The organism is Pseudomonas sp. T1.Ur, from assembly GCF_023516725.1.
Classification (GTDB): Bacteria; Pseudomonadota; Gammaproteobacteria; order Pseudomonadales; family Pseudomonadaceae; genus Aquipseudomonas; species Aquipseudomonas alvandae.
In genome coordinates, this window is sequence record NZ_JAMGSN010000001.1 from 2,792,670 (window position 1) to 2,817,413 (window position 24,744).

Genomic DNA, 24,744 nt, shown 5'->3' on the forward strand with positions numbered 1-24,744 from the left:
TATCCGTCGCTGTCCTATTGTGGGAGCAGGCTCGCTCCCACATGGATTTTCGGCGGTCACAAGATGCGCATACACCGCAAAACCCTGTGGGAGCGAGCTTGCTCGCGATGAGGCCCATACATTCAACATGTTTGGTGAATGACACACCGCTATCGCGAGCAAGCTCGCTCCCACATGGATTTGCGGCGGTCACAAAATGCACATACGCCGCAAAACCCTGTGGGAGCGAGCCTGCTCGCGAAGAGGCCGGTACTTTCAGCATCTCCATCGACTGTGACACCGCTTTCGCGAGCAAGCTCGCTCCCACATGGATTTGCGGCGGTCACAAGATGCGCATACACCACGAAGCCCTGTGGGAGCGAGCTTGCTCGCGAAGAGGCCGGTACCTTCAGCATCTCCATCGACTGTGACACCGCTTTCGCGAGCAAGCTCGCTCCCACATGGATTTGCGGCGGTCACAAGATGCGCATACACCACGAAGCCCTGTGGGAGCGAGCTTGCTCGCGAAGGCGGTGGGTCATTCTGGATAGATTTCGAAACGATAGACGCTTTCGCGAGCAAGCCCGCCCACACAGGGTTCAATCCATAGCTCACAGGGTTTGACTCAAACGCGGACCTGACCGAAGCTTGCGACATTTCGCGCTCCTGGTTATGGATTACCTGCATGTCTTCGTCTCGCCGCTATGTGCTTTTCAGTCTTGCCGTTGTATTGGCGATCGGTCTCGTCGCGATATGGCTGCGCAGCACCACACCGCAGATCCCCGAGGCCATCAAGCGTGGCTACAGCGAAGCCCTGGAACACGCACGCAATGGCCAGCCCGGCGCGGCGCGGATGTTGTATCAGCAATTGGGACGGCCGGACTTGTCGCCCAAGCGCCGTGTCCGGCTGCACGGGGAACTGCCCAACTATCCAAGCCCCCAAGCCTTGAAGCTGGCCCAGGCGGATCTGCAAAGCGAATCGCCGGACGTGCGTCGCGCGGCCATCGGCAGCATCGTCGGGCTGGTGCCGAACGCCCAGCGCAGCCTGTTGCTCGGTCCGCTCCTGGATGACAACGAGCCGGACGTCCGATTCGCCGCGGTGAATGCATTGCTGGGCCTGTCGCCCGACGAACTGGGCCTGTATTTCGGGGCGATGCAGATCGCCGTCGATACTTGGAAGCAGGTATTGAACGACGGTCCACCCACTCCTGAATCCCTCTATCAGCTCGCCCGGCTGTACGCGCATAACGCCGAGCTGAAAAAAGCCCAACAGGCGCTGGAACAGGTGTTGAAGTTACAACCCGGCAACCTGCCGGCGCTGGTCATGCAGGTCGACGTGCTGGACAAACAAGGCCAGGGAGAAGCCGCCCGCCAATTGCTCGCCCGGGAGTTGCAAACCCAACCCGCATCGGCTTACCTGCAACATGCACTGGGCATGTGGTTGTTGCAGCACGGCCAGAGTGAATATGCAGTGCTAGGCTTGGCGAAAGCCGTGGAGCTGGAGCCTGACAACAGGCAATACCGCTACGACCTGGCGACCACCCTGCATGCCGAGCAGGAGGTGGAAGCCGCACAGAAACAACTGCAGGAAATCGTCCAGCGCAACCCCGCCGACCGCAACGCGCGGGTGTTGCTGATCAATTATTGGAAGGAAACCGGTCAGTTGCAGCACGTCCAGGTCCTGTTGGCCCAATTGGAACAATTGAACCCCGACGACCCGGCGATACAGCAGGGTTTGTAGCCAAGGAAGCGCACTCGGAAAGTTGTGCAGCAGTACACGTTCTGTCAAAGAAAGCGGAACCGCCATCACTGTCAAAGGTCAAGTGTTCAGGCAGTTTCATTTCAGGCGCTCCCCCGCCTGCTGCCCACTCCCCTAGTCATGAGAGGGCTATTTTTGACTACATCTAACGAGTTGATCAGCGCAAAAGCCGCCACCGGTATCGAAGGACTGGACGATGTTCTTTCCGGTGGTTTGTCCCGAGGCCACGTGTTCCTCCTGGAGGGAGAACCGGGCACTGGCAAAACCACGGTCGCGTTGCACTTCCTGCTGGCCGGCGCCGAAGCCGGCGAGCGCTCGTTGTACATCACGCTGTCGGAAACCGAGCGTGAATTGCGCCAGGGCGCAGCCTCCCACGGTTGGACGCTGGATGAAAACATCCACATTTTCGAGCTGACCCCACCCGAGAGCCTGCTCAACGCCGAGCACCAGCAAAGCCTGCTGTACTCCTCGGACCTGGAGCTGGGAGAAGCGACCCGGCAGATCTTCGAAGTGGTCGAGCGATTCAAGCCGACTCGAGTCGTGCTGGACAGCCTCTCGGAGATCCGTCTCCTGGCGCAAAGCTCCCTGCGCTATCGCCGACAGATCCTCGCGATCAAGCATTACTTCGTGCGCTACGACGCCACCGTGCTCCTGCTCGATGACCTGACCACCGAGTCCCTCGACAAGACCGTGCACAGCGTGGCTCACGGTGTCATCCGCCTCGAAGAACTGACCCCGAACTACGGTGCCGAACGACGCCGACTCCGGGTGGTGAAATACCGCGGGCAGAAATACCGGGGTGGCTACCATGACTTCACGATCATGGGCGACGGCGTGCATGTCTTCCCTCGCCTGGTGGCCGCCGAACATCGCGGCCAATACGTTCGCCAGCAACTCTCCAGCGGCATCGCGGAAATGGACGCGCTGTTGGGTGGCGGCATCGAGACCGGCTCAAGCACGCTGATCCTGGGCCCGGCCGGTACCGGCAAGTCGTTGATTTCCCTTATCTTCGCGGCGGCGGCTGTCCATCGCGGCGAAAAAGCCGCGCTGTTCATTTTCGATGAAGAGCTGGGTTTGCTGTTCGAGCGGATGAAGAATATCGGCATCGACCTGCTGGAGCTGCAAAAGACCGGCAACCTTCTGATCGAGCAAGTCGACGCCGCCGAGCTGTCTCCCGGTGAGTTCTCCCATCGGGTACGGCGTTGCGTCAATGACGCGAACATCAAGACCGTCGTCATCGACAGCATCAACGGCTACCAGGCCGCCATGCCGGAAGAAAACGCCCTGGTCCTGCACATGCATGAGCTGCTGCTTTACCTGAACCGCAAGGGCGCGGCGACGTTCATGACGGTTGCGCAGCACGGGTTGGTGGGTGACATGCAGGCACCGGTGGACATCACCTACCTGGCCGACACCGTCATCCTGTTGCGCTACTTCGAGGCGCTGGGCAAGGTTCGCCGGGCGGTTTCCATCATCAAGAAACGGACCGGCAGCCATGAATCGACGATTCGCGAATACCGCATCAGCAAGCTGGGCATGACCATTGGCGAGCCGCTGGAAGCATTCCAGGGTGTATTGCGTGGAGTACCGACCTATATGGGAGCGGATAACCCGCTGCTCGAGGATGATTCCCAGTGACGTCGGCCGAACCCTTGTTCGAGCGGGCGCTGATTCTCGCGCCGCTGGGACGGGACAGCCAGATTGCCCTGATGATTCTCAAGGAAGCCGGTTTCAGCGGCCTTGTTTGCAGTCACCTGGGGCATTTGTGTGAGGAATTGGAGCACGGCGCAGGCCTGCTGGTGATTTCCTCGGAGGCCTTGGTCGGGCCGGACCTGGAAACCCTGTTCCAGTACATCGAACAGCAACCGGCCTGGTCCGACCTGCCCATCGTCCTGCTGACCCATCATGGCGGGCCGGAGCAAAACCCGGTGGCGCGCATCGGCACCCAGTTGGGCAACGTGACGTTCCTGGAGCGGCCCTTCCACCCGGTGACGTTGGTCAGCCTGGTCACCACGGCCTTGCGCGGGCGTCGAAGGCAATATGACGCGCGGGACCGCCTGATCGACCTCAGCAACAGTGAGCTGCGCCTGCAGAACACCCTTGAAACCCTCGAACAGCAAGTCGAGGAACGCACCGCCCAATTGCGTCATAACGAGGAGGCCCTGCGCCAATCGCAGAAGATGGAAGCGGTCGGCCAGCTCACCGGCGGCATCGCCCATGACTTCAACAACATGCTCACCGGCATCATCGGCAGCCTCGAACTGCTGCGCCGGCGCCTGGCCCGCGGTCGCACCGAAGACCTCGACAGCCTGATCGACCTGGGCGTGACATCGGCCAATCGGGCCGCCGGCCTGACCCACCGACTGCTGGCGTTCTCTCGGCGACAGTCGCTGGATTCCAAGGCCGTGCAGATGAACACCCTGGTGCTGTCCATGGGCGAGCTGCTGCAACGCAGCCTCAACGAGAGCATCGGCCTGGAAATGCGCCTGGACGAACAACTCTGGATCGCCGAGGCCGACCCCAACCAACTGGAAAGCGCCCTGCTCAACCTGGTCCTCAACGCCCGCGACGCCATGCCCGACGGCGGCAAGCTGGTGGTGCAGACCTTCAATCAATACCTGGACACCGGCTTCACCGACGCCTACACCAACCTGGAGCCCGGTGACTATGTCGTGCTGAGCGTGCAGGACACCGGTTGCGGCATGCCCGAAGCGGTGATCAACCGCGCATTCGACCCATTCTTCACCACCAAACCCATCGGCCAGGGCACCGGGCTGGGGCTGTCGATGATCTATGGATTCAGCAAACAGTCACGCGGCCACGTGACCATCGACAGCGAGGTCGGCAAAGGCACGACCGTGAACCTCTACCTGCCACGCTTCATTGGCGAAGAAATAGACGAACCGTTGGTCCACACCCAGCAGGCGCCTTATGCGCAAGATGGCGAAACGGTGCTGATCGTCGAAGACGATCCGGCGGTGCGTGTCCTGGTCAGCGCGGTACTGGGCGAGTTGGGCTACGCCTTCGTCGAAGCCGGCGACGCCAACGGCGCGATGCCGATCCTGCAATCGAACCAGCGCATCGACCTGCTGATCAGCGACGTGGGCCTGCCGGGCATGAATGGCCGGCAACTGGCGGAAATCGGCCGGCAGATCCGCCCCGATTTGAAAGTGTTGTTCATCACTGGTTACGCTGAACACGCGGCGGTGCGCGGTGGATTCCTCGACCCGGGCATGCAGATGATCACCAAGCCGTTTACGTTTGATCTGCTGACGGCGAAGGTGCGGGAAATGATCAAGGTTTGAGTTTGGCCGGGCTCTTTGATGCTCGCGTCCCCCTGTGGGAGCGAGCCTGCTCGCGAAAGCGGTATCACAGGCGGCGATGATGTTGGGTGTGCTGGCCTCTTCGCGAGCAAGCTCGCTCCCACAGGGATCTGTGGTCCACATCAGGTTGTAGGAAAATCCAATATGGAAGCGGCCTCGCTCTGCTTTTGATCTTGATCTTGATCTTGATCTTGATCTTGATCTTGATCTTGATCTTGATCTTGATCTTGATCTTGATCTTGATCTTGATCTTGATCTTGATCTTGATCTTGATCTTGATCTTGATCTTGATCTTGATCTTGATCTTGATCTTGATCTTGATCTTGATCTTGATCTTGATCTTGATCTTGATCTTGACCTTGACCTTGACCTTGACCTTGACCTTGACCTTGACCTTGACGCCCCGTAAACCACGCTGGCCGAACGCAGGTCTTGCGCAGTGGGCATCCCGGCATGGATGCCGGGATAGCCGCGCAGGGCCATGGATGGCCCATCGCGGCGGGCCCACGGAGCAAGGCCGGAGTGAGGGCATGCCGAGCCTGGGCGAGGCACCGAGTGGTGGGGCAAAGCCTTTTTGGTTACTTTTTTGGCGTCTGAAAAAAGTGACCCGCTGTAAGAGCGGAACCGCCAGCCGCCGCTACCACAGAAACGGATATGTACTCAATCAACCGTGACCGCACAAACGGATATGTCCCCGATCAACCGTTACCGCAGAAACGGATATGTACTCAATCAACCGTGACCGCAGAAATGGCTATACGCAACCCGCACCAAAAGAACTAAGACAACATCCCCTGCATAATCCCCTGCAACACATCCAAATCAAACGGCTTATCCAAAATCGGCGCCTTGCGCGTAATCGGACTATCAGTCTCACGCACTTCCTGCGCATAACCACTGATGAAAATAACCTTCAAGTCCGGACGCAACCTCACCGCAGGCTCAGCAATCTGCACCCCGGAAATGCCACCGGGCAAGCGGAAGTCAGTGATCATCATGTCCAGATGAGGCTTGCTCGCCAGGATCTCGAACGCCTGCTCACCGTTTTCGGCTTGCAACACCCGATAACCCTCGCCGGACAAGTAGGCCGACAGCACCATCAGGATCGAGGGGTCATCCTCGACGATCAGTACAACGTCTTGCGCATCTTCACTCATGAGAAGCCTTTGTTGGATCAATAGCTGCTGATACGACCTTGGGGTCGCCCAGAGGTTGCGTCCGTTCGCCAGTTTTCTGAAAAGGCAGACAAACGCGGAATAACGCCCCTTCGTTGAGGCGACTATTGACCGTGATGATACCGCCGTGGGCGGTGACGATCTGCTCGGAAATGAACAGCCCCAGCCCCAGGCCCGTAGCGGCAGCCTTGGAGGACACCCGTTCGAATTGCTGGAAAATCCGCGCCTGGTTCTCTTCGCTGATGCCGATGCCATGGTCCTGGACTTCGACGCAGGCATGATCGGGCGTCTGGTAGACCCGCACCTCGATCGGACTCTTGCTGCCATAGCGCAACGCGTTGGTCAAAAGATTCGAAACCACCTGCTCGATGCGAAACTCATCCCAATGCCCTTCCACCGATGATTCGGCGGTACAGGTCACCGTGCATTCGGCGGCGGCGATCTGCGGCTGGAAGTTATGCAGCAGGTTCTGCACCAGCGCCGTCAGGTTGAAGCGAGTCGGACGGATCGACAGCTTGCCGGTGCGGATCCGCGACACGTCCAGCATGTCCTCGATCAAGCGGATCAGGCTCTTGATCTGGCGCTCGTCACGCTCGACCATCGCCTTCACCTTGTCCAGGGTGAACGCCGCGGCGTTGTCCCGGGCCAGGTGCATCTTGCGCAACTGCGTTTCCAGGATCAGCCCGTTGAGCGGCGTACGCACCTCATGGGCGACGATCGACATGAAGTCGTCACGCATGCGCACCGCCTGCTCAAGCTCGCTGCGAGTGGCTTGCAGTTGCTGAAGCAGTTGTTCCTGCTCCCGACGGCTCTGCTCGAGGGCTATCACCTGTTCCTTCATCGCCTTGCGCTGGCGATAGAGCTCGACGAATACGTTGACCTTGCTTTTGACCGCATGGTTGTCCAGCGGCTTGTGCAGGAAATCCACCGCGCCATTTTCATAGCCGGTGAAGGCGTAGTTGCGCTCGCGGCCGGCGGCGCTGACGAAGATGATCGGGATACTGCGGGTCTTTTCCGTGCCGCGCATCAGCTCGGCCAATTCGAAACCGTTCATGCCCGGCATCTGCACGTCGATGATTGCCAAGGCAAAATCATGTTGCAAAAGCAGGGACAATGCTTCGTCCGCCGACAACGCTTTATAGACCTGACGGTCGTCGCGTTTGATCAACGCTTCCAGGGCCAACAGATTCTCAGGCAGATCATCGACGATCAGCAGTTTGGCTTGAATATCTCTTGGCATGTGATTCATTCCAGGCCGGCCAGCAGTTGGCCGATGCCCTGCAAAGTGAGGATGTGGTCGGGCTCGTGCAAGGTAAGTGCCGCTTCGGGCATGGTAGGAACCTGCGCCTCCTTCGGGTCCTGGACGACCGTGATGCCGCCCAGCGCCTTCACCTTGGCCAGGCCCCGTGCGCCATCGCTGTTGGCACCGGTCAGCACGACTGCCAGCAAATGACCGCCATAGACATCGGCGGCCGACTCGAACAACACATCAATGGAGGGGCGAGAGTGGTGCACCGGTTCTTCCAGGCTCAAGGACAGGCTACGGTCAGCCTCGATCGACAGGTGATAACCGGGCGTCGCAACGTATAAGGTTCCGGGCACGATGTCCTGTTTGTCCCGGGCTTCCTCCACCGGTACCGCGAGGCGATGACGGAATACTTGGGCCAGTTGGCTATGGCGCTCGTCGGGCAGATGCAACACCACCAGGATCGGCAAGCTGAACCCTGGGCGCAGTCGGCTGAACACTTTCAGCAGCGCTTCGACGCCGCCGGCAGACGCGCCGACGACAATGGCCTCGATCGCGGGCCTGGACCTGTCCGTCATTGATTTCATAACTTGCGATAGATCCGTTCCTGTTTGACCAACGGTTCGAATTGCTTGCCAAACACCGAAAAATCCAGTGTTTCCTTGCTGCCCAACACCAGGAAACCACGATGGCAGAGGGATTCGTGGAACAAGCCGAAGGCACGATCTTGCAGTTTTTTATTGAAATATATCAATACGTTACGACAGGAAATTAACTGTGTTTCCGAGAAAACGCTATCGGTCGCCAGGCTGTGGTCGGCAAACGTCACGTTCTGGCACAAGGTTTTATCGAACATGGCGTAATCGTAGGCGGCGGTGTAGTAATCGGCAAATGACTGCCGGCCTCCGGCCCGCTGATAGTTTTGCGTGTAGGCCCTGACGTTTTCCAAGGAGAAAATGCCTTGCTTGGCCTTTTCCAACGACCGCGGATTGATGTCCGTTGCGTAAATGAGCGTGCGCTCCAGCAGTCCCTCCTCGCGCAGCAGAATCGCCATGGAGTAGACCTCCTCCCCGGTGCTGCAGCCGGCGATCCAGATCTTGATCGAGGGATAGGTCTTGAGCAGCGGCACCACTTCCTCGCGGATCGCCAGGAAATGTGAGGGGTCGCGGAACATCTCGCTGACGGGGATCGTCAGCAGTTGCAGCAGCTGCATGAACGCGCCCGGGTCATGCAGCACCCGCTCCTGTAGCGCCGAGATGGTCTTGCAATCGAACTGGCTCAACGCATGCAGGACCCGGCGCTTGATGGAGGCGCCGGAGTAATCTCGGAAGTCGTAGCTGTACTTCAGGTAGATCGCTTCGATCAACAGACGAAGTTCAATGTCAGTGTTACGTTCCACTAAATTCTTTCCATATTCGGCAACCACACGCGAATCAGTGAAAACAGGCGATCCAGGTCGATCGGCTTGGCCAGGTAATCGTTGGAGCCGGCCGCCAGGCACCGCTCCTGGTCATCTTTCATGGCCTTGGCCGTCACCGCGATGATGGGCAGTTTCTGCCAGCGCGGGTCCTTGCGGATCAGCGTGGTGGCTTCAAAACCATCCATCTCGGGCATCATCACGTCCATCAGCACCAGGTCGATGTCCTCGACTTCATTCAGGCGTTCGATCGCCTCGTAGCCGTTACGGCCGATGACCACGATCGCCCCTTTCGCCTCCAGAGCGCTGGTCAGGGCAAAGATGTTGCGCACATCGTCGTCCACCAACAGCACCTTGCGACCTTCGAAAACCTTGTCGCGGCTGCGGGCGGTCTGAAGCATCCGCTGCCGTTCATGTGACAGCCTGGATTCGACTTTGTGCAGAAAGAGTGTCACTTCGTCCAGCAGGCGCTCCGGCGAACGTGCGCCCTTGATGATGATCGAGCGCGAATACTTGCGCAGTTCGGCTTCTTCATCGCGCGTCAGGTTGCGCCCGGTGTAGACGATCACGGGCGGGAACGAACAGATCTCTTCGCTGGACATGCGCTTGAGCAGATCGTTACCGAGCATGTCCGGCAGCTTGAGGTCGATGATCATGCAGTCATAGACGTTGTCGCGCAGCAGATCCAGGGCTTGCTGGGCCAGGCCGACGGCGGTGATCTCGATGTCTTCGTCGCCGATCAGGCGAGTAATGCTGTCGCGCTGCAGGTCATCGTCTTCCACCAGCAGCACCCGCTTGACCTTCTGGGTCAGCTTGGCCTCCAGGCGCGCGAACACGTCCTTGAGCTCCTCGCGGGTGGTCGGCTTGACCGCGTAACCGATGGCGCCCATGTGCATTGCCGCTTCGACGCGGTCCTCGACGGAAATGACATGCACCGGGATGTGCCGGGTGGCAGCCTGTTCCTTGAGGCGTTGCAGCACCGTCAGCCCGGAATGGTCCGGCAGGCGCATGTCCAGCAGGATCGCGTCGGGGCTGAGCCGTGAGGCCAGGTCAAACCCTTCGTCGGCACCGTGGGCCACCAGGCATTGGTAGCCGAGCTCGTGGGCCAGGTCGAACAGGATCCGGGCAAACTTGGGCTCGTCTTCGATGACCAGGATGCAGCGGCTGTCGAAAGGCGCCTTCTCGCGGTCATCGGCGAATTGCGGGACAGGCGCCTCCACCTCAGCGACCAACGGTGCCGGCGCGGGAGCAGGCGCCTGGACCGGTGTCGACGACGCTGCCGGCGGGCTGAACGTCATCGGCGCGACAGGGCTGTCCCCGGGTTCAACGTAGCGCCCAGGCATTGCCAGCGTGAATTCACTGCCCTGCCCCGGCGCACTGGTCACCGAGATGGAACCGCCCAACAACATCGCCAGGTCCCGGGAAATCGACAGCCCCAGCCCCGTGCCGCCGTAACGGCGATTGGTGGTGCCGTCTGCCTGGCGGAACGCCTCGAAGATGCTCTGCTGCTGGTCGGCGGCGATACCAATTCCCGAGTCGCGGACCATGAACGCGATGCCGCCACCCGGCTGGCCCGCCACGTTGAGCCGGACAGAGCCGTGCTCGGTGAACTTCACCGCATTCGACAACAGGTTCTTGAGCACCTGTTCCAGGCGCTGGCGATCGGTGTACAGCATCGCCGGCGCATCGGGCTGCACCTGCACGTCGAAGTCCAGGCCTTTCTCCCTCGCCAACGGCGTGAACAGCTCGCGCAGCCCTTCCACCAGGCGCGCAACGCTGGTGTTTTCCGGGCGCACTTCCAGTTTTCCGGCCTCGACCTTGGAGATATCGAGAATGTCATTGATCAGATTCAGCAGGTCATTGCCGGCGGAATAGATCGACTCGGCGAACTTGACCTGCTCGTCGCTGAGGTTCTTGTGCGGGTTTTCCGCCAGCAACTTGGACAGGATCAACGAGCTGTTGAGCGGCGTGCGCAGTTCATGGGACATGTTGGCCAGGAACTCGGATTTGTACTTGCTCGAACGCTGCAGCTCTTCGGCGCGCTCCTGCAGCTGGATCTGGGCCAGGTTCAGCTCGCTGTTCTTCTGGTCCATGGCGTCGCGCTGTTCGGCCAACTGCTCGTTGGTCTGTTCCAACTCCTGTTGCTGGGCTTCCAGGTGCGCCTGGGATTCCTTGAGGATGCGCGACTGCTCTTCCAATTCCTCGTTCGCGGTCTTGAGCTCTTCCTGCTGCACTTGCAGCTCTTCGTTCAACTGCTGGGTCTCGGCCAACACTTCTTGCAGGCGCTGGCGATAACGAGCCGCTTCGATGGACGTGCCAATGTTGCCGGCCACCAGCTCCAGCAGCTCGATGTCCCGCTCGGTCAAGGGCCGCAGGAAACCCAACTCGACGACGCCGTTGATCCGGTCGTCGTCGCGGGTCGGCACCACCAGCACGCAGTTGGGTCGCCCCTTGCCGAGCCCGGAGCTGACTTTCAGGTAGTCGCCCGGGACATCATCAAGACGAATGACGCGGCCTTGCCGCACGGCCTGCCCGACGATGCCTTCTCCGTCGATGATGACCTGTTGCTGCGCGTCATCCTCCCGGGACATGCCATAGGTAGCAACGCGCCGGAGGATGCCATTTTCTTCCCGCGCATAAAGTGCCGCGACCACGGTGTCCAGATAGTGCGCGCAGAACTGCAGGATGTTGCGGCCCAGCAGGTTCAGGGTCAGTTGCCCCAGCACCTGCTCGGCCAATTGGGTCTGCCCGTTGCGCAGCCACGCTTGTTTTTCCAGGTGCGCGGCACTCTCCTGCTGCACTTTGAGCGTCACGCTATAGCTGCGCGACAGGTTCAACAGGTCCCGGCGACCGACATAGGCCAACAGCCCACTGATGGCCGCGACAAACAGCAAGTACAGCGAGATGCTCCAGACCGTCGTGGTGCGCACTTGCTCGTTGCGCTGGGCGCGCAGTTGCTGTTCGGTTTCAACGACGTCCTCGAAGGTCTTGCGTATCTCGTCGGTCAATCGCTTGCCGCGCCCGGCCTTCACCGCCCCCCGGTAATCACCGCTGCTACGTTGCAGATCGATCATGCCCTGGGCGTAGTTACCCCATTCCACCTGGAGCGCCTGGACCTTGTGCAAACGGTCAGTCTGCACCGGGTTGTCGGCTGTCAGTTCCAACAATGTATCCAGTGCCACCGCGATGCGCGGCTTGGCCACCTCGTACGGATCGAGGAAGTGCTCGTCGCCGCTCAACAGGTAGCCGCGCATGCCGGTTTCCAGGTCCACGCTCAGCTTCATGGCTTCGTTGACGTTGTTGAGGACCCGATCGGTGTGCCCGACCCATTGGATCACCGACAGCAAATACGTGATCAACGCAATGAAAAACACGGCGCTGAGGGCGCCCATGCCCAGGGGCAGGCTGATATTGCGACTCAGGAGCTTGCGAAAACTGTGCTCGTCGACCGAAGACGAAAGAGGCATGGAAATGACCCTGGTGGAGAGTTGAAAACCGTGGAGTTTGCCCAAAAACACGGGTTGGATCCACACTTCCGACAAGTCCAGGACGCAAATTCCCAGGCCGTTCGCCTGGGTCTCAAGGATGCGACTATCCTTGTCAGCTCTTGTACTATAGATCCTTTCTTGTACAAGTTCGGGAACTTGTGCCGCCTCGCGACTTACTCATGCATACGGCCGGTTCTTTGCCACGCCCTCCCGATTCCATCTTCCGAGAAATCTATTATGTCCGTCCCCGCCCCTGTCACCCCTCCCACCATCCTGGTAGTCGAAGACGACAGCATCGTGCGCATGTTGATTGTCGATGTGCTGGAGGAATTGGAATACAAGGTGTTGGAGGCGGACGGCTGTGACCAGGCGCTCAATTTCTTGCGAGACGACACACAGCCCATCGCCCTGATGATGACGGACGTCGGCCTGCCGATCATGGACGGTCGCGAACTCGCAAAAGAAGCACGCAGCGTACGCCCCGGACTTCCTATCCTGTTCGCCAGCGGCTACGCCGAAAGCATCGACGTGCCGGAAGGCATGAACGTGATTGGCAAACCGTTCTCCATTGATCAATTGCGCGACAAGGTCAAAAGGATTCTTTCTTGAGCCCAGGCGCATTCTTGGTCACTATCGGCGCCCCGCGCGCCGACTGCGCCTGAAACGCTCCAAGGATTGCCCGCCATGCCTCATCCCACCACCAAAGTCCTGGTTATCGGCTATGTCTGGCCCGAGCCACGCTCATCGGCGGCGGGTGGGCATGTCATGCAACTGTTGGACGCTTTCCTTGGGCAAGGCTGGGAGATCACCTTCAGCAGCCCCGCCAAGCCCGGTGAAAACCGCGCCGACCTGATCGGCCTGGGCATCCGAGAAGTACCGATCGAGCTCAATAACAGCAGTTTCGATGCCTTCATCAGTGAACTGGCGCCGGATATCGTCCTGTTCGATCAGTTCATGATGGAAGAACAGTTTGGCTGGCGGGTGGAAAAACACTGCCCCGACGCCCTGCGGGTGCTGGAAACCTCGGACTTGCAGAGCCTGCGTCATGCCCGGCACCAGCGCCTCAAGGATCGCTTGAAAGCCGACGAGGCCTCCCAGGATTTCAGCGCCCTGTTCGCCCCGGCCCTGCGCGAGGAGTTCGAGCTGATGGCCGACACTGACATGGCCAAGCGCGAGGTCGCCGCCCTGTTGCGTTGCGACTTGAACCTGATGGTGTCTGAATTCGAGATCGAGCTGCTGGTTGAACACTTCAAGGTGCCCCGCGAGTTGCTGCTCTGGTGTCCGTTGATGCTGGACCTGCCCACCGAACCGTTCGTGCCCTTCGAAGATCGGGCGCATTTCCTCAGCATCGGCAATTTCCGCCACGCACCGAACTGGGACGCCGTGCTCTGGATGAAAAACGCGGTGTGGCCGTTGATTCGCCAACGGTTGCCCGGCGCCCAACTGCATCTCTACGGCGCCTACACGCCACCCAAGGCGGCGGCGCTGCACAACCCGACCCAAGGCTTTCATATCATGAACTGGGCCGAGGACGCCTTGCAGGTCATGTCCGCGGCGCGTATCTGCCTGGCGCCACTGCGTTTCGGCGCCGGCATCAAGGGCAAGCTGATCGAAGCCATGCTCTGCGGCACGCCCAGCGTCACCACGCCCATCGGCGCCGAAGCCATGCACGGCGCAATGCCCTGGCCCGGTGAGATCGCACAGAGCGCCGAGGACATCGCCAACGCCGCCGTGCAGTTGTATACCGATCCGGCCCGCTGGGCCCATGCCCAACAGGCGGGGCTGGCCTTGCTGGCGGAGCGTTTTCGCAGGCAGGTCCACGGCCCTGCGCTGATCGACAGCCTCAATGCCTGCCGCGCCGACCTGGCACGACGCCGCCGGGACAACTTCATCGGCAGCATGCTGCGCCACCATCAGCACAAGAGCACCCAGTACATGGCCCAGTGGATCGAGGAAAAGAACCGCAACAGCTGAACCAGGCTTCGTTCGCCAGGGCTGGAACCCGGACGGCGAAGGGGGCATTATCCAGCGGCGATAACAACAAAAGCGCCAGGCACATGACCCGCACAGCCAGAGTCACCGACCCTTCCTACGAGTTGATGGACGATCATAACGGCCTGTCCATCATCTACCGCCAGCATGGTTTCCCCTGCCCGCTGGTGCGCTGGCATTTCCACAAGGAATACGAGCTGCACCTGATCGTCGCGAGTTCGGGCAAGGTCTTCATCGGCGACTATATCGGCAACTTTTCCCCGCAGTCGCTGTTCCTCACCGGCCCCAACCTGCCCCACAACTGGATCAGTCAGGTGGAGGAGGATGAAGTGGTGCCCAAGCGCGACATGCTGGTGAACTTCACCGACGAGCTGTTCGAAAGTGGCAACCAGGTGTTTGCCGAACTCAAGACCCTGGCGCCGCTGCTGGAACGGGCTCAATACGGCATCGAGTTCCGCTGCAAGCGCACCGTCCGCCAGGCGATGATACTCATGCAACGCATTGCCGATTCCCAGGGCATGAGCCGACTGGGTTATTTTTTCATCCTCATGGAATTGCTGGCGAGCTGCGACGACTACCAATTGCTTTCAGGCGCCACCTCCACGCAAGCGGCGGACGAGCACAGCATTGACCGTACCAACCGCGCGGTAGACTACATTTTCGCCCATTACGCCCGCGAATTGCCCCTGGAGGAAGTGGCCGAGCACCTGGGCATGAAACCCACCTATTTCAGCCGGGTTTTCAAGCAGGCCACCGGGCGCTGCTTCATCGAATTCGTCAATCGCCTGCGCATCAGCAAATCCTGCGAGCTGCTGGCCGATGGCGACAAACCGGTGACGGACGTGTGCTTTGAATCGGGTTTCAACAATATTTCCAACTTCAACCGGCGCTTCCAGCAACTCAAGGGCATGACCCCTTCTCATTACCGACGGCTGGCGGTGCAGCGGTTGACCGAGCAGAACCAGGGTTGAGGATTGACCGGCCCGGTAGCGGTCCCGCTGAGCCTGTAGGAGCTGCCGAGCGAAGCGAGGCTGCGATCTTTGCACTGCCCATTGGATGGGGAACGAAAGATCAAAAGATCAAAAGATCGCAGGCTGCGCCAGCTCCTACGGAATCCAGCCAGAGCAAATCCCAACATTCCAATCCTTTCCAGTGCAAAAAAGTATCAGTAAAAGTGTGACGGATGATTTGTCACACCGTTCATTGAGGGCTGTAATCAGCGCACATTCTTCCACTCATCCGGAAGACACAAAAACAATAACTGTCCTTCTGCAGCCCGTGGGCGCGGAAAAGGAGTGCGCGATGAAACCTTCGGTAAAAGCTCTGCTTGTCTCCACCTGCATGACCCTCAGCAGCGTCAGTTTCGGCGCACAAACCCTGACCATTGCCACCGTCAACAACAGCGACATGATCCGCATGCAAAAGCTCTCGAAGACCTTCGAGGCCGAGCACCCGGACATCAAGCTGAACTGGGTGGTGCTCGAAGAAAACGTCCTGCGCCAGCGCCTGACCACCGACATCGCCACCCAGGGCGGGCAATTCGACGTGCTGACCATTGGCATGTACGAAGCTGCACTCTGGGGCGCCAAGGGCTGGTTGGAACCCATGAAAGACCTGCCGGCTTCCTACGACCTGGAGGACGTCTTCCCTTCCGTGCGCGATGGCTTGTCGGTCAAAGGCTCGCTGTACGCCCTGCCGTTCTACGCCGAAAGCTCGATTACTTACTACCGCACGGACCTGTTCAAGGACGCCGGGCTGACCATGCCCGAACACCCGACCTGGACCCAGATCGGTGAGTTCGCAGAAAAGCTCACCGACAAGTCCAAGGAGCAATACGGCCTGTGCCTGCGGGGCAAGGCCGGTTGGGGCGAGAACATGGCGCTGATCACCACCCTCGCCAACGGCTTTGGTGCGCGCTGGTTCGATGAGAAGTGGCAGCCGCAGTTCAATGGACCCGAGTGGAAGGATGCGCTGAACTTCTACGTCGACAACATGAAGAAATCCGGCCCGCCGGGCGCGTCCAGCAACGGTTTCAACGAGAACCTGGCGCTGTTCAACAGCGGCAAGTGCGCGGTCTGGGTCGATGCCAGCGTCGCCGGTTCGTTCGTCACCGACAAGACCCAGAGCAAGGTGGCCGATCACGTCGGGTTCACCTTCGCGCCCCACGAGAAAACCGACAAGGGCACCTCGTGGATGTACTCCTGGTCCCTGGCGATTCCGACCAGCTCCAAAGCCAAGGATGCGGCCAAGGTCTTCACCACTTGGGCAACGTCCAAGGAGTACGGTCAGTTGGTCGCCAAGACCGACGGCATCGCCAACGTCCCACCGGGCACCCGTACCTCGACCTACAGCGACGAGTACATGAAGGCCGCGCCGTTTGCCAAGGTGACGCTGGAATCGTTGAAAGTCGCCGACCCGAAAGCCCCGACCCTCAAGCCCGTGCCCTACATCGGCATCCAGTTGGTGACCATCCCCGAGTTCCAGGCCATCGGTACCCAGGTGGGCAAGTTCTTCTCGGGCGCGCTGACCGGCCAGCAGACCGTGGACCAGGCGTTGACCGCCGCGCAGTCCACCACTGAACGCGAGATGAAGCGCGCTGGGTATCCCAAGTAAGACTTGCAAACATCCATTGGTGGCGAGGGAGCTTGCTCCCGCCGAACCCTGTAGGAGCTGTCGAGCGAAGCGAGGCTGCGATCTTTGCGCTGCCCATTGAGTCCAGATCAAAAGATCGCAGGCTGCGCCAGCTCCTACAGGTCTTCCTCGCCACGGGGAATGCGTCGAACAAGAGTAAAGCACTCATGAATAGCTCAACTACAACCGCCAAAGCTTCCATCGAGATCGCCCCGCCGCCAGCCCGCAAGATCCGCCTGGCCAACCCCGGCTGGTTCCTGGTCAGCCCTTCGGTGGCCTTGTTGCTGCTGTGGATGATCGTGCCACTGGGCATGACCGTCTATTTCTCGATGATCCGCTACAACCTCCTCTATCCCGGCGAAAACGAATTCGTCGGGCTGGAGAATTTCACTTATTTCCTCACCGACTCGGGTTTCATGCCCGGCGCCACCAATACATTGCTGCTGGTGGGCAGCGTGCTGTTGATCAGCATCGTCCTCGGCGTACTGATCAGCGCGCTGCTGGAAGCCAGTGAGTTCTTCGGTCGCGGCATCGTCCGTGTGCTGCTGATCTCGCCGTTCTTCATCATGCCCACCGTCGGCGCGCTGATCTGGAAAAACCTGATTTTCCACCCGGTGTCGGGAATTCTCGCCTCGGTGTGGAAGCTGTTCGGCGCACAGCCGGTGGACTGGCTGGCCCATTACCCACTGCTGTCGATCATTGTCATCGTGTCGTGGCAGTGGCTGCCCTTCGCGATCCTGATCCTGATGACCGCCATGCAGTCGCTGGACCAGGAACAGAAAGAAGCCGCCCGCCTGGACGGTGCCGGCCCGATCGCGATTTTCTGGCACCTGACCCTGCCGCACCTGGCCCGCCCGATTGCCGTGGTGGTGATGATCGAGACCATTTTCCTGCTGTCGGTGTTCGCCGAAATCTTCACCACCACCAACGGCGGCCCCGGCTATGCCTCCACCAACCTCGCCTATTTGATCTACAACCAGGCGCTGGTGCAGTTCGACGTCGGCATGGCGTCGGCCGGTGGCCTGATTGCCGTGGTCATCGCCAACATCGCCGCCATCATCCTGGTCCGGATGATCGGCAAAAACCTCACCGACAAGCATTGAGGCCGTCGCCATGACTCTTCAACAATCCCGTCGCCTGCAAAGCCTGCTGTTGGGCACGCTGGCCTGGGCCATCGCGATCGTGATCTTCTTTCCGATCTTCTGGATGGTGCTGACCAGCTTCAAGACCGAAATCGACGCCTTCGCCACGCCGCCGCAGTTCATCTTCGCGCCGACGCTGGAGAACTACCTGCACATCAACGAGCGCAGCAACTACTTCAGCTTCGCCTGGAACTCGGTGGTGATTTCCTTCAGCGCCACCGCCCTTTGCCTGCTGATCGCGGTGCCGGCGGCCTATTCCATGGCGTTCTACGAAACCCAGCGCACCAAAGGCACGCTGTTGTGGATGCTCTCCACCAAGATGCTGCCACCGGTGGGCGTGCTGATGCCGATCTACTTGCTCGCCAAGCAGTTTGGCCTGTTGGACACCCGGATTGCGCTGATCATCATCTACACGCTGATCAACCTGCCGATCGTGGTCTGGATGATTTACACCTACTTCAAGGACATCCCGCGCGACATCCTCGAAGCCGCGCGCCTGGACGGTGCCACCCTGTGGCAGGAAATGGTCCGCGTGCTGCTGCCGATCGCCAAGGGCGGCCTGGCCTCCACGGTGCTGCTGTCGCTGATCCTGTGCTGGAACGAGGCGTTCTGGTCGTTGAACCTCACCTCCTCCAAGGCCGCGCCGCTGACCGCGTTGATCGCCTCGTATTCCAGCCCCGAGGGTTTGTTCTGGGCCAAGTTGTCCGCCGTCTCGACCCTGGCCTGCGCGCCAATCCTGATTTTCGGCTGGATCAGCCAGAAACAGCTGGTGCGCGGCTTGTCCTTCGGCGCGGTGAAATGAAACGCCAACAGATCGCAGGCTTCGCCAGCGCCTACACGTCCCCCGTAGGAGCTGCCGGGCACAGCGAGGCTGCGATCTTCCTGAGCCAACTGAATAAATGACAAGTGGAGGCCCATCATCATGGCCAACCTGAAAATCAAGAATCTGCAAAAAGGCTTCGAAGGTTTCTCGATCATCAAGGGCATCGACCTTGAAGTGAATGACCGCGAATTCGTGGTCTTCGTCGGCCCTTCGGGCTGCGGCAAATCCACCCTGCTGCGACTGATCGCCGGCCTGGAAGACGTCAGCGATGGCACCATCGAACTGGACGGTCGCGACATCACCGAAGTCAGCCCGGCCAAGCGCGACTTGGCGATGGTGTTCCAGACGTACGCCTTGTACCCGCACATGAGCGTGCGCAAGAACATGTCCTTCGCCCTCGACCTGGCCGGCGTGCCCAAGGCCGAGGTCGAGAAGAAGGTCAACGAAGCGGCGCGCATCCTCGAACTGGGGCCGATGCTCGAACGCAAGCCCAAGCAACTGTCGGGTGGCCAGCGCCAGCGCGTGGCGATCGGCCGGGCCATCGTGCGCAATCCGAAAATCTTCCTGTTCGACGAGCCGTTGTCCAACCTCGACGCCGCCCTGCGGGTGCAGATGCGCCTGGAACTGGCGCGCCTGCACAAGGAACTGCAGGCGACGATGATCTACGTGACCCACGATCAGGTCGAAGCCATGACCCTGGCCGACAAGGTCGTCGTACTCAACGGCGGGCGCGTCGAGCAAGTGGGCTCGCCGCTGGAGCTGTACCACCAACCCGCCAACCTGTTCGTTGCCGGGTTCCTCGGCACGCCGAAAATGGGTTTTCTCAAGGGCAAGGTCACCGGGCTCGACAGCCAGGGTTGTGAAGTACTCCTGGACGCCGGGACCCGCATCAGCCTGCCGCTGAGCGGCGCCAACCTGAGCGTTGGCGCCGCGGTGACCCTGGGCATCCGCCCGGAGCACTTGAACCTGGCGCAGCCAGGCGACTGCACGCTACGCGTCACCGCCGACGTCAGCGAGCGCCTGGGCAGCGACACCTTCTGCCACGTCGTCACCGCGTCCGGCGAAGCCTTGACCATGCGCGTGCGCGGCGACCTGGCAAGCCGTTTCGGCGAGCAACTGGACCTGCACCTGGACGCCGAACACTGCCACTTATTCGATGCCGAGGGCGTAGCGGTTTCCCGCGCGCTGCGCGCTGCCGCCTGATTGCCGAGATTTTTTGCGATGAAACTCAACCGACAGAACCTGCACAACCTCAACGCCGAGGTCGTCCTGCCCGCTTATAACCTTGGCGACCGTCGCCAAGGCATCGCCCACATCGGCGTCGGCGGTTTCCACCGCGCCCACCAGGCGTACTACACCGATGCGCTGATGAACACTGGCGAAGGCCTTGACTGGGCAATCTGCGGCGTAGGCCTGCGCGCCGAAGACCGCCGCGCCCGGGATGACCTGGCCGGCCAGGACTACCTGTTCACCTTGTATGAATTGGGCGACACCGACGACACCGAAGTCCGCGTGATCGGCGCCATCACCGACATGCTGCTGGCCGAAGACGGCGCCCAGGCGCTGATCGACAAACTGGCCGACCCGCAGATCCGCATCGTCTCGCTGACCATCACCGAGGGTGGTTATTGCATCGACGACAGCAACGGCGAGTTCATGGCCCATCTGCCGCAGATCCAGCACGACCTGAGCCACCCCGACGAGCCGAAAACCGTGTTCGGCTTTCTTTGCGCCGCCCTGGCCAAGCGTCGCGCGGCGGGCATCCCGGCGTTTACCCTCATGTCTTGCGACAACCTGCCCCACAACGGCGCCGTCGCGCGCAAGGCACTGCTCGCCTTTGCCGCGTTGCGCGACCCCGAGCTGGGGCAATGGATCGGCCAGAACGTGAGCTTTCCCAACGCCATGGTCGATCGCATCACCCCGATGACCAGCAGCGCCCATCGTCTGCAATTGCATGACGAACACGGCGTCGATGACGCTTGGCCGGTGGTCTGCGAACCGTTCGTGCAGTGGGTACTGGAAGACAAATTCGTCAGCGGTCGCCCAGCCTGGGAGAAAGTCGGTGTGCAGTTCACCGATGACGTGTCGCCCTATGAGGAAATGAAGATCAAGCTGCTCAACGGCAGCCACCTGGCGTTGACCTACCTGGGCTTTCTCAAGGGGTATCGCTTCGTCCACGAAACCATGAATGACCCGCTGTTCGTGCGCTATATCCGCGCCTACATGGACCTGGATGTCACGCCGCAACTGGCGCCCGTGCCCGGCATCGACCTGACGGCATACAAGGACACCCTGGTGGAGCGCTTCTCGAACCAGGCCATCGCCGACCAGCTGGAACGGGTCTGTTCGGACGGTTCGTCGAAATTCCCGAAATTCACCGTACCGACGATCAATCGCCTGATTGCCGACGGTGGCGAGACCCGCCGTGCCGCACTGGTCGTCGCGGCCTGGGCCGTGTACCTCAAGGGCGTGGATGAAAATGGCGTGGCCTATCCGATCCCCGACCCGCGGGCGGCGTTCTGCCAGGCGCTGGTGGCCGACGATGTGCTCGTCACCCAGCGGATGCTGGACGTGGAAGAAATTTTTGGCACGGCGATTCCCCGTTCACCCGAATTCGTGGCAGCCTTCGAGTGGTGCTGCAACAGCTTGCGCGAGCATGGGGTGACGAGGACGCTGGAGCGAGTGCTGGCTGACCAAGGCTAGATACGATCCGCTTTTGTGGCGAGGGAGCTTGCTCCCGTTGGGCCCTGTAGGAGCTGGCGGAGCCTGCGATCTTTTGATTTTGATCTTTCGCTTGAGACTCAAGTGACTGGGGAAAGATCGCAGCCTCGCTTCGCTCGACAGCTCCTACAGGCCCAGCGGGAGCAAGCTCCCTCGCCACAGGTAAGCCGTTAACCGCAGGTACTGTGTTGACTGTTCTTTTGACCCGAGGATTTCCATGGCAAACCAACAACTGTTCCTGGGTATCGACTGCGGCACCCAAGGCACCAAGGCGCTGATCCTCGATGCGGTCAGCGGCGAGGTACTCGGCCAGGGCGCCGCTGGCCACAGCATGATCAGCGGTGCCAACGGTCGCCGTGAGCAGGACACCCAACAGTGGCTCGACGCATTCACCCAGGCGACTCATCAAGCCTTGAACGCCGCGGGGGTCGATGGAAACGCGATCCTGGGCATTGGGGTGTCCGGCCAGCAGCACGGCCTGGTGCTGCTTGACGAGCAAGGCCAGGTGCTGCGCCCGGCCAAGTTGTGGTGCGACACCGAGACCACGGCGGAAAACGACCGCCTCTTGGCGCATCTGGGCGGCGAAAGCGGCGCCCTGGAACGCCTCGGCGTGGTCATCGCGCCCGGCTACACCGTGTCCAAACTGCTGTGGACCCAAGAGCAGCATCCGCAAGTTTTCGACCGTATCGCCAGCGTCCTGTTGCCCCACGACTACCTCAACTACTGGCTCACCGGCCGCCATTGCAGCGAATACGGCGACGCCTCGGGCACCGGCTATTTCAACGTGCGCACCCGCCAATGGGACCTTGAACTGCTACGGCATATCGACCCCGGCGGCCGGCTGCAATCGGCGCTGCCCGAACTGATCGAGGCTCACGAGCCCGTCGGCAGGATCCGGCCCGAAATCGCCGCGCACCTGGGCCTCAACCCCGACGCCGTGGTCTCCAGCGGTGGCGGTGACAACATGATGGGCGCCATCGGCACCGGCAACATCCAGCCCGGCGTCATCACCATGAGCCTCGGCTCCTCCGGCACCGTGTATGCCTATGCAGCGGATCCCACCGTCAGCCCGCAGGCGTCGGTGGCAACGTTCTGTTCCTCCAGCGGCGGCTGGCTACCGCTGATCTGCACCATGAACCTGACCAATGCCACCGGGGCCGTGCGCGAGCTCTTGGAATTGGACATCGACAGTTTCAATTCCCTGGTGACCCAGGCACCGATCGGCGCCGAGGGCGTCTGCATGCTGCCGTTCCTCAACGGCGAGCGCGTCCCCGCCCTGCCCCATGCCACCGGCAGCTTCCTGGGCCTGACGACCACCAACCTGACCCGGGCCAATCTGTGCCGCGCGGTGGTCGAAGGCACGACGTTCGGCCTGCGCTATGGCCTCGACCTGCTCCGCGCCAACGGGCTCAAGGCCGAGAGCATCCGCCTGATCGGCGGTGGCTCGAAGAGCGCGGTATGGCGCCAGATCGTCGCCGACATCATGGACACCACCGTCATCTGCACCGAGCAGAGCGAGGCGGCCGCCCTCGGCGGCGCGATCCAGGCGGCGTGGTGCCACAGCAATACGCAAGAATCCCTGGCTGAGTTGTGCCAGCGCTGCGTCAAGCTCGATCCGACCAGCGAAACCCGGCCCGTCACCGAGCATGTCGCGGCGTCGCAACACGCCTACGAACGTTACCGGCAACACGTCGCAACCCTTTGAGAGCAGGCAATTATGTATTTGGTGTGTGGTGAAGCGCTGTTTGATTTCTTCAGTGCAAATGAAGCGGGAACCCCGGCTTCGCAAGTGAATTACACGGCGATCGCGGGTGGCTCGCCGTTCAACGTGGCGGTGGGGCTGCGTCGACTGGGGGTCCAGTCGGCGTTGTTGACCGGGCTTTCCACGGACTATCTGGGGCGTCGCTTGCAGCAAGTGCTGGTCAATGAAGGCGTCGACACCCGTTTTGCCTACGATTTCGACGCGCCGACGACCTTGGCCATGGTCGCGGTCGGGGCCAATGGTTCGCCGCACTACAGCTTTCGTGGCGAAGGCTGCGCCGACCGGCAACTGAGCCTGGCACATCTGCCGGAGCTGGATCCGGAGGTGCGCGGCTTGCACATCGGCTCGTTTTCCCTGGTGGTGCAACCGGTGGCCGACACGCTGCTGGCGCTTGTGAAACGTGAAAGCGGCAAGCGCCTGATCAGCCTGGACCCGAACGTGCGGCTCAACCCGCAACCGGATATCGAGCTGTGGCGCTCGCGGATCGCGACATTGGTGCGATATGCCGACCTGATCAAAGTCAGCGACGAAGACCTGGGCCTGCTGTATCCCGACCGGGACCCGCAGGAGGTGATCGGTGGCTGGCTGGAGCATCGTTGCCAGTTGGTGTTCCTGACCCGTGGCGGCCAGGGCGCGACGGCCTTCAGCCGTCGGCATGGCGTGTGGTCGCTCCCCGCCTGCCCTGTGACGATCGCTGATACGGTGGGCGCAGGGGATACCTTCCAGGCGGCGTTGATCGCCTGGCTCACGGAGCAACAACTCGATTCAGTGGAAGGGGTGAATTCGCTGGGGCGGGAACAGATCGACAGCATGCTGGCGTTTGCCATGCGCGCCGCGGCGCTGACCTGTGGCAGGAACGGACCCGACCTGCCCTATCGTGAACAATTGAGCTAGGCCAAGCGAAACCGGACGCTGGGCTCGAACGCATCGATCCCGGCGTCAGGTTCATGAAGGAACGTAATTAACGGCCGCTCATCCGGTGCTGTTGCTGGAAGTGGTTGCCGCCGGTATTGCCATGGTCCAGCTCGGTACGCAGCTCGGCAATCAGATCGTTGATCGCCCGGCAGCCTGTCAGCTTGGTGGCATCGATGTCACTTTTGGTCAGCGCCACGCGGTCGGTTTCGTGATCGTCGTAAATCTTGATCGTCATGGAAAGATCTGGGGACAACGTGCATTGCGAGCGCTTGGGCAGCAAGCTGCTTTCAATGATGTTTCGCATTTCGAGGGCAGATAAAAACATGGCAACTCTCTCCTGTTGAGGCAGCCAACTTATGTTCACGACGGCG

The 24,744-nt window shown here is 60.7% G+C and carries 19 protein-coding genes and 1 pseudogene; 13 read left to right on the plus strand and 7 right to left on the minus strand.

What is annotated here, in order from left to right; translation table 11 throughout:
- Window positions 1-664: 664 nt before the first annotated feature.
- From M8Q45_RS12410 to M8Q45_RS12420, 3 genes are all read left to right on the plus strand, one after another.
- On the plus strand, window positions 665-1,720 hold the full coding sequence (locus M8Q45_RS12410; protein ID WP_249874996.1) for a tetratricopeptide repeat protein: 1,056 nt from the start codon (window positions 665-667) through the stop codon (window positions 1,718-1,720).
- A 153-nt stretch (window positions 1,721-1,873) separates the two neighbouring features.
- On the plus strand, window positions 1,874-3,376 hold the full coding sequence (locus tag M8Q45_RS12415; protein ID WP_030138660.1) for an ATPase domain-containing protein: 1,503 nt from the start codon (window positions 1,874-1,876) through the stop codon (window positions 3,374-3,376).
- Entirely contained in the window at window positions 3,373-5,043 is a 1,671-nt protein-coding gene (locus tag M8Q45_RS12420) for a response regulator (RefSeq protein ID WP_249874997.1), read from the plus strand. Before M8Q45_RS12415 ends, M8Q45_RS12420 begins: the two co-directional genes overlap by 4 nt.
- Window positions 5,044-5,107: 64 nt before the next feature.
- On the opposite strand, the gene M8Q45_RS12425 is transcribed toward M8Q45_RS12420, so the two are convergent.
- The 6 genes from M8Q45_RS12425 to M8Q45_RS12450 all read right to left on the minus strand — a co-directional run bounded on the left by M8Q45_RS12425 (window position 5,108) and on the right by M8Q45_RS12450 (window position 12,366).
- Complete coding sequence (locus M8Q45_RS12425) at window positions 5,108-5,569, minus strand: hypothetical protein (protein ID WP_249874998.1); 462 nt, start codon at window positions 5,567-5,569, stop codon at window positions 5,108-5,110.
- 271 nt (window positions 5,570-5,840) lie between these two features.
- The gene (locus M8Q45_RS12430) at window positions 5,841-6,218 is read right to left on the minus strand and encodes a response regulator (RefSeq protein ID WP_030142671.1); all 378 of its coding nucleotides are present in this window, start codon (window positions 6,216-6,218) and stop codon (window positions 5,841-5,843) included.
- Window positions 6,211-7,476 (minus strand): hybrid sensor histidine kinase/response regulator, encoded by a 1,266-nt coding sequence (locus M8Q45_RS12435; RefSeq protein ID WP_249874999.1) that lies wholly within the window; start codon window positions 7,474-7,476, stop codon window positions 6,211-6,213. Before M8Q45_RS12435 ends, M8Q45_RS12430 begins: the two co-directional genes overlap by 8 nt.
- 5 nt (window positions 7,477-7,481) lie before the next feature.
- A complete protein-coding gene (locus tag M8Q45_RS12440; RefSeq protein WP_249875000.1) occupies window positions 7,482-8,069 on the minus strand; it encodes a chemotaxis protein CheB in 588 nt (195 codons plus the stop codon).
- Window positions 8,066-8,881 (minus strand): CheR family methyltransferase, encoded by an 816-nt coding sequence (locus tag M8Q45_RS12445; RefSeq protein ID WP_030142674.1) that lies wholly within the window; start codon window positions 8,879-8,881, stop codon window positions 8,066-8,068. The genes M8Q45_RS12440 and M8Q45_RS12445 overlap by 4 nt, the downstream gene beginning before the upstream one ends.
- Window positions 8,881-12,366 (minus strand): response regulator, encoded by a 3,486-nt coding sequence (locus M8Q45_RS12450; protein WP_249875001.1) that lies wholly within the window; start codon window positions 12,364-12,366, stop codon window positions 8,881-8,883. The genes M8Q45_RS12445 and M8Q45_RS12450 overlap by 1 nt, the downstream gene beginning before the upstream one ends.
- 258 nt (window positions 12,367-12,624) lie before the next feature.
- Here M8Q45_RS12450 and M8Q45_RS12455 point away from each other — a divergent pair, with 258 nt between their 5' ends.
- The 10 genes and pseudogenes from M8Q45_RS12455 (at window position 12,625) to M8Q45_RS12500 (ending at window position 24,352) form a co-directional block, all read left to right on the plus strand.
- The gene (locus tag M8Q45_RS12455; RefSeq protein ID WP_249875002.1) at window positions 12,625-12,996 is read left to right on the plus strand and encodes a response regulator; all 372 of its coding nucleotides are present in this window, start codon (window positions 12,625-12,627) and stop codon (window positions 12,994-12,996) included.
- 75 nt (window positions 12,997-13,071) lie between these two features.
- Window positions 13,072-14,361: a glycosyltransferase family 4 protein gene (locus M8Q45_RS12460; protein ID WP_249875003.1), complete on the plus strand. Its 1,290-nt coding sequence runs from the start codon at window positions 13,072-13,074 to the stop codon at window positions 14,359-14,361.
- An 83-nt stretch (window positions 14,362-14,444) separates the two neighbouring features.
- Window positions 14,445-15,350 (plus strand): AraC family transcriptional regulator, encoded by a 906-nt coding sequence (locus tag M8Q45_RS12465; RefSeq protein WP_030142678.1) that lies wholly within the window; start codon window positions 14,445-14,447, stop codon window positions 15,348-15,350.
- Window positions 15,351-15,681: 331 nt separating this feature from the next.
- A complete protein-coding gene (locus M8Q45_RS12470) occupies window positions 15,682-16,992 on the plus strand; it encodes an ABC transporter substrate-binding protein (RefSeq protein ID WP_030142679.1) in 1,311 nt (436 codons plus the stop codon).
- 189 nt (window positions 16,993-17,181) lie between these two features.
- Window positions 17,182-18,113: pseudogene (locus tag M8Q45_RS12475) on the plus strand (carbohydrate ABC transporter permease).
- A gap of 10 nt (window positions 18,114-18,123) precedes the next feature.
- The gene (locus M8Q45_RS12480; protein WP_030142681.1) at window positions 18,124-18,954 is read left to right on the plus strand and encodes a carbohydrate ABC transporter permease; all 831 of its coding nucleotides are present in this window, start codon (window positions 18,124-18,126) and stop codon (window positions 18,952-18,954) included.
- A gap of 120 nt (window positions 18,955-19,074) precedes the next feature.
- Window positions 19,075-20,178 (plus strand): ABC transporter ATP-binding protein, encoded by a 1,104-nt coding sequence (locus tag M8Q45_RS12485; RefSeq protein ID WP_249875005.1) that lies wholly within the window; start codon window positions 19,075-19,077, stop codon window positions 20,176-20,178.
- Window positions 20,179-20,196: 18 nt separating this feature from the next.
- Window positions 20,197-21,678, plus strand: coding sequence for a mannitol dehydrogenase family protein (locus tag M8Q45_RS12490; protein WP_249875006.1), 1,482 nt, complete (start codon window positions 20,197-20,199; stop codon window positions 21,676-21,678).
- A gap of 235 nt (window positions 21,679-21,913) precedes the next feature.
- On the plus strand, window positions 21,914-23,401 hold the full coding sequence (gene xylB, locus M8Q45_RS12495) for a xylulokinase (protein WP_249875007.1): 1,488 nt from the start codon (window positions 21,914-21,916) through the stop codon (window positions 23,399-23,401).
- A gap of 12 nt (window positions 23,402-23,413) precedes the next feature.
- Window positions 23,414-24,352, plus strand: coding sequence for a carbohydrate kinase family protein (locus M8Q45_RS12500; RefSeq protein WP_249875008.1), 939 nt, complete (start codon window positions 23,414-23,416; stop codon window positions 24,350-24,352).
- A gap of 67 nt (window positions 24,353-24,419) precedes the next feature.
- Here M8Q45_RS12500 and M8Q45_RS12505 read toward each other — a convergent pair whose 3' ends face one another.
- Window positions 24,420-24,698: a DUF1652 domain-containing protein gene (locus tag M8Q45_RS12505; protein WP_249877318.1), complete on the minus strand. Its 279-nt coding sequence runs from the start codon at window positions 24,696-24,698 to the stop codon at window positions 24,420-24,422.
- Window positions 24,699-24,744 lie beyond the last annotated feature (46 nt).

Bases quoted from the DNA above. Each gene is read 5' to 3' on its own strand.
- M8Q45_RS12440 (WP_249875000.1), bottom strand. From the start codon at position 8,069: ATGAAATCAATGACGGACAGGTCCAGGCCCGCGATCGAGGCCATTGTC.
- M8Q45_RS12455 (WP_249875002.1), top strand. From the start codon at position 12,625: ATGTCCGTCCCCGCCCCTGTCACCCCTCCCACCATCCTGGTAGTCGAA.
- M8Q45_RS12490 (WP_249875006.1), top strand. From the start codon at position 20,197: ATGAAACTCAACCGACAGAACCTGCACAACCTCAACGCCGAGGTCGTC.
- M8Q45_RS12450 (WP_249875001.1), bottom strand. From the start codon at position 12,366: ATGCCTCTTTCGTCTTCGGTCGACGAGCACAGTTTTCGCAAGCTCCTG.
- M8Q45_RS12410 (WP_249874996.1), top strand. From the start codon at position 665: ATGTCTTCGTCTCGCCGCTATGTGCTTTTCAGTCTTGCCGTTGTATTG.
- M8Q45_RS12435 (WP_249874999.1), bottom strand. From the start codon at position 7,476: ATGCCAAGAGATATTCAAGCCAAACTGCTGATCGTCGATGATCTGCCT.
- M8Q45_RS12460 (WP_249875003.1), top strand. From the start codon at position 13,072: ATGCCTCATCCCACCACCAAAGTCCTGGTTATCGGCTATGTCTGGCCC.
- xylB (WP_249875007.1), top strand. From the start codon at position 21,914: ATGGCAAACCAACAACTGTTCCTGGGTATCGACTGCGGCACCCAAGGC.
- M8Q45_RS12505 (WP_249877318.1), bottom strand. From the start codon at position 24,698: ATGTTTTTATCTGCCCTCGAAATGCGAAACATCATTGAAAGCAGCTTG.
- M8Q45_RS12465 (WP_030142678.1), top strand. From the start codon at position 14,445: ATGACCCGCACAGCCAGAGTCACCGACCCTTCCTACGAGTTGATGGAC.
- M8Q45_RS12480 (WP_030142681.1), top strand. From the start codon at position 18,124: ATGACTCTTCAACAATCCCGTCGCCTGCAAAGCCTGCTGTTGGGCACG.
- M8Q45_RS12500 (WP_249875008.1), top strand. From the start codon at position 23,414: ATGTATTTGGTGTGTGGTGAAGCGCTGTTTGATTTCTTCAGTGCAAAT.
- M8Q45_RS12470 (WP_030142679.1), top strand. From the start codon at position 15,682: ATGAAACCTTCGGTAAAAGCTCTGCTTGTCTCCACCTGCATGACCCTC.
- M8Q45_RS12485 (WP_249875005.1), top strand. From the start codon at position 19,075: ATGGCCAACCTGAAAATCAAGAATCTGCAAAAAGGCTTCGAAGGTTTC.
- M8Q45_RS12430 (WP_030142671.1), bottom strand. From the start codon at position 6,218: ATGAGTGAAGATGCGCAAGACGTTGTACTGATCGTCGAGGATGACCCC.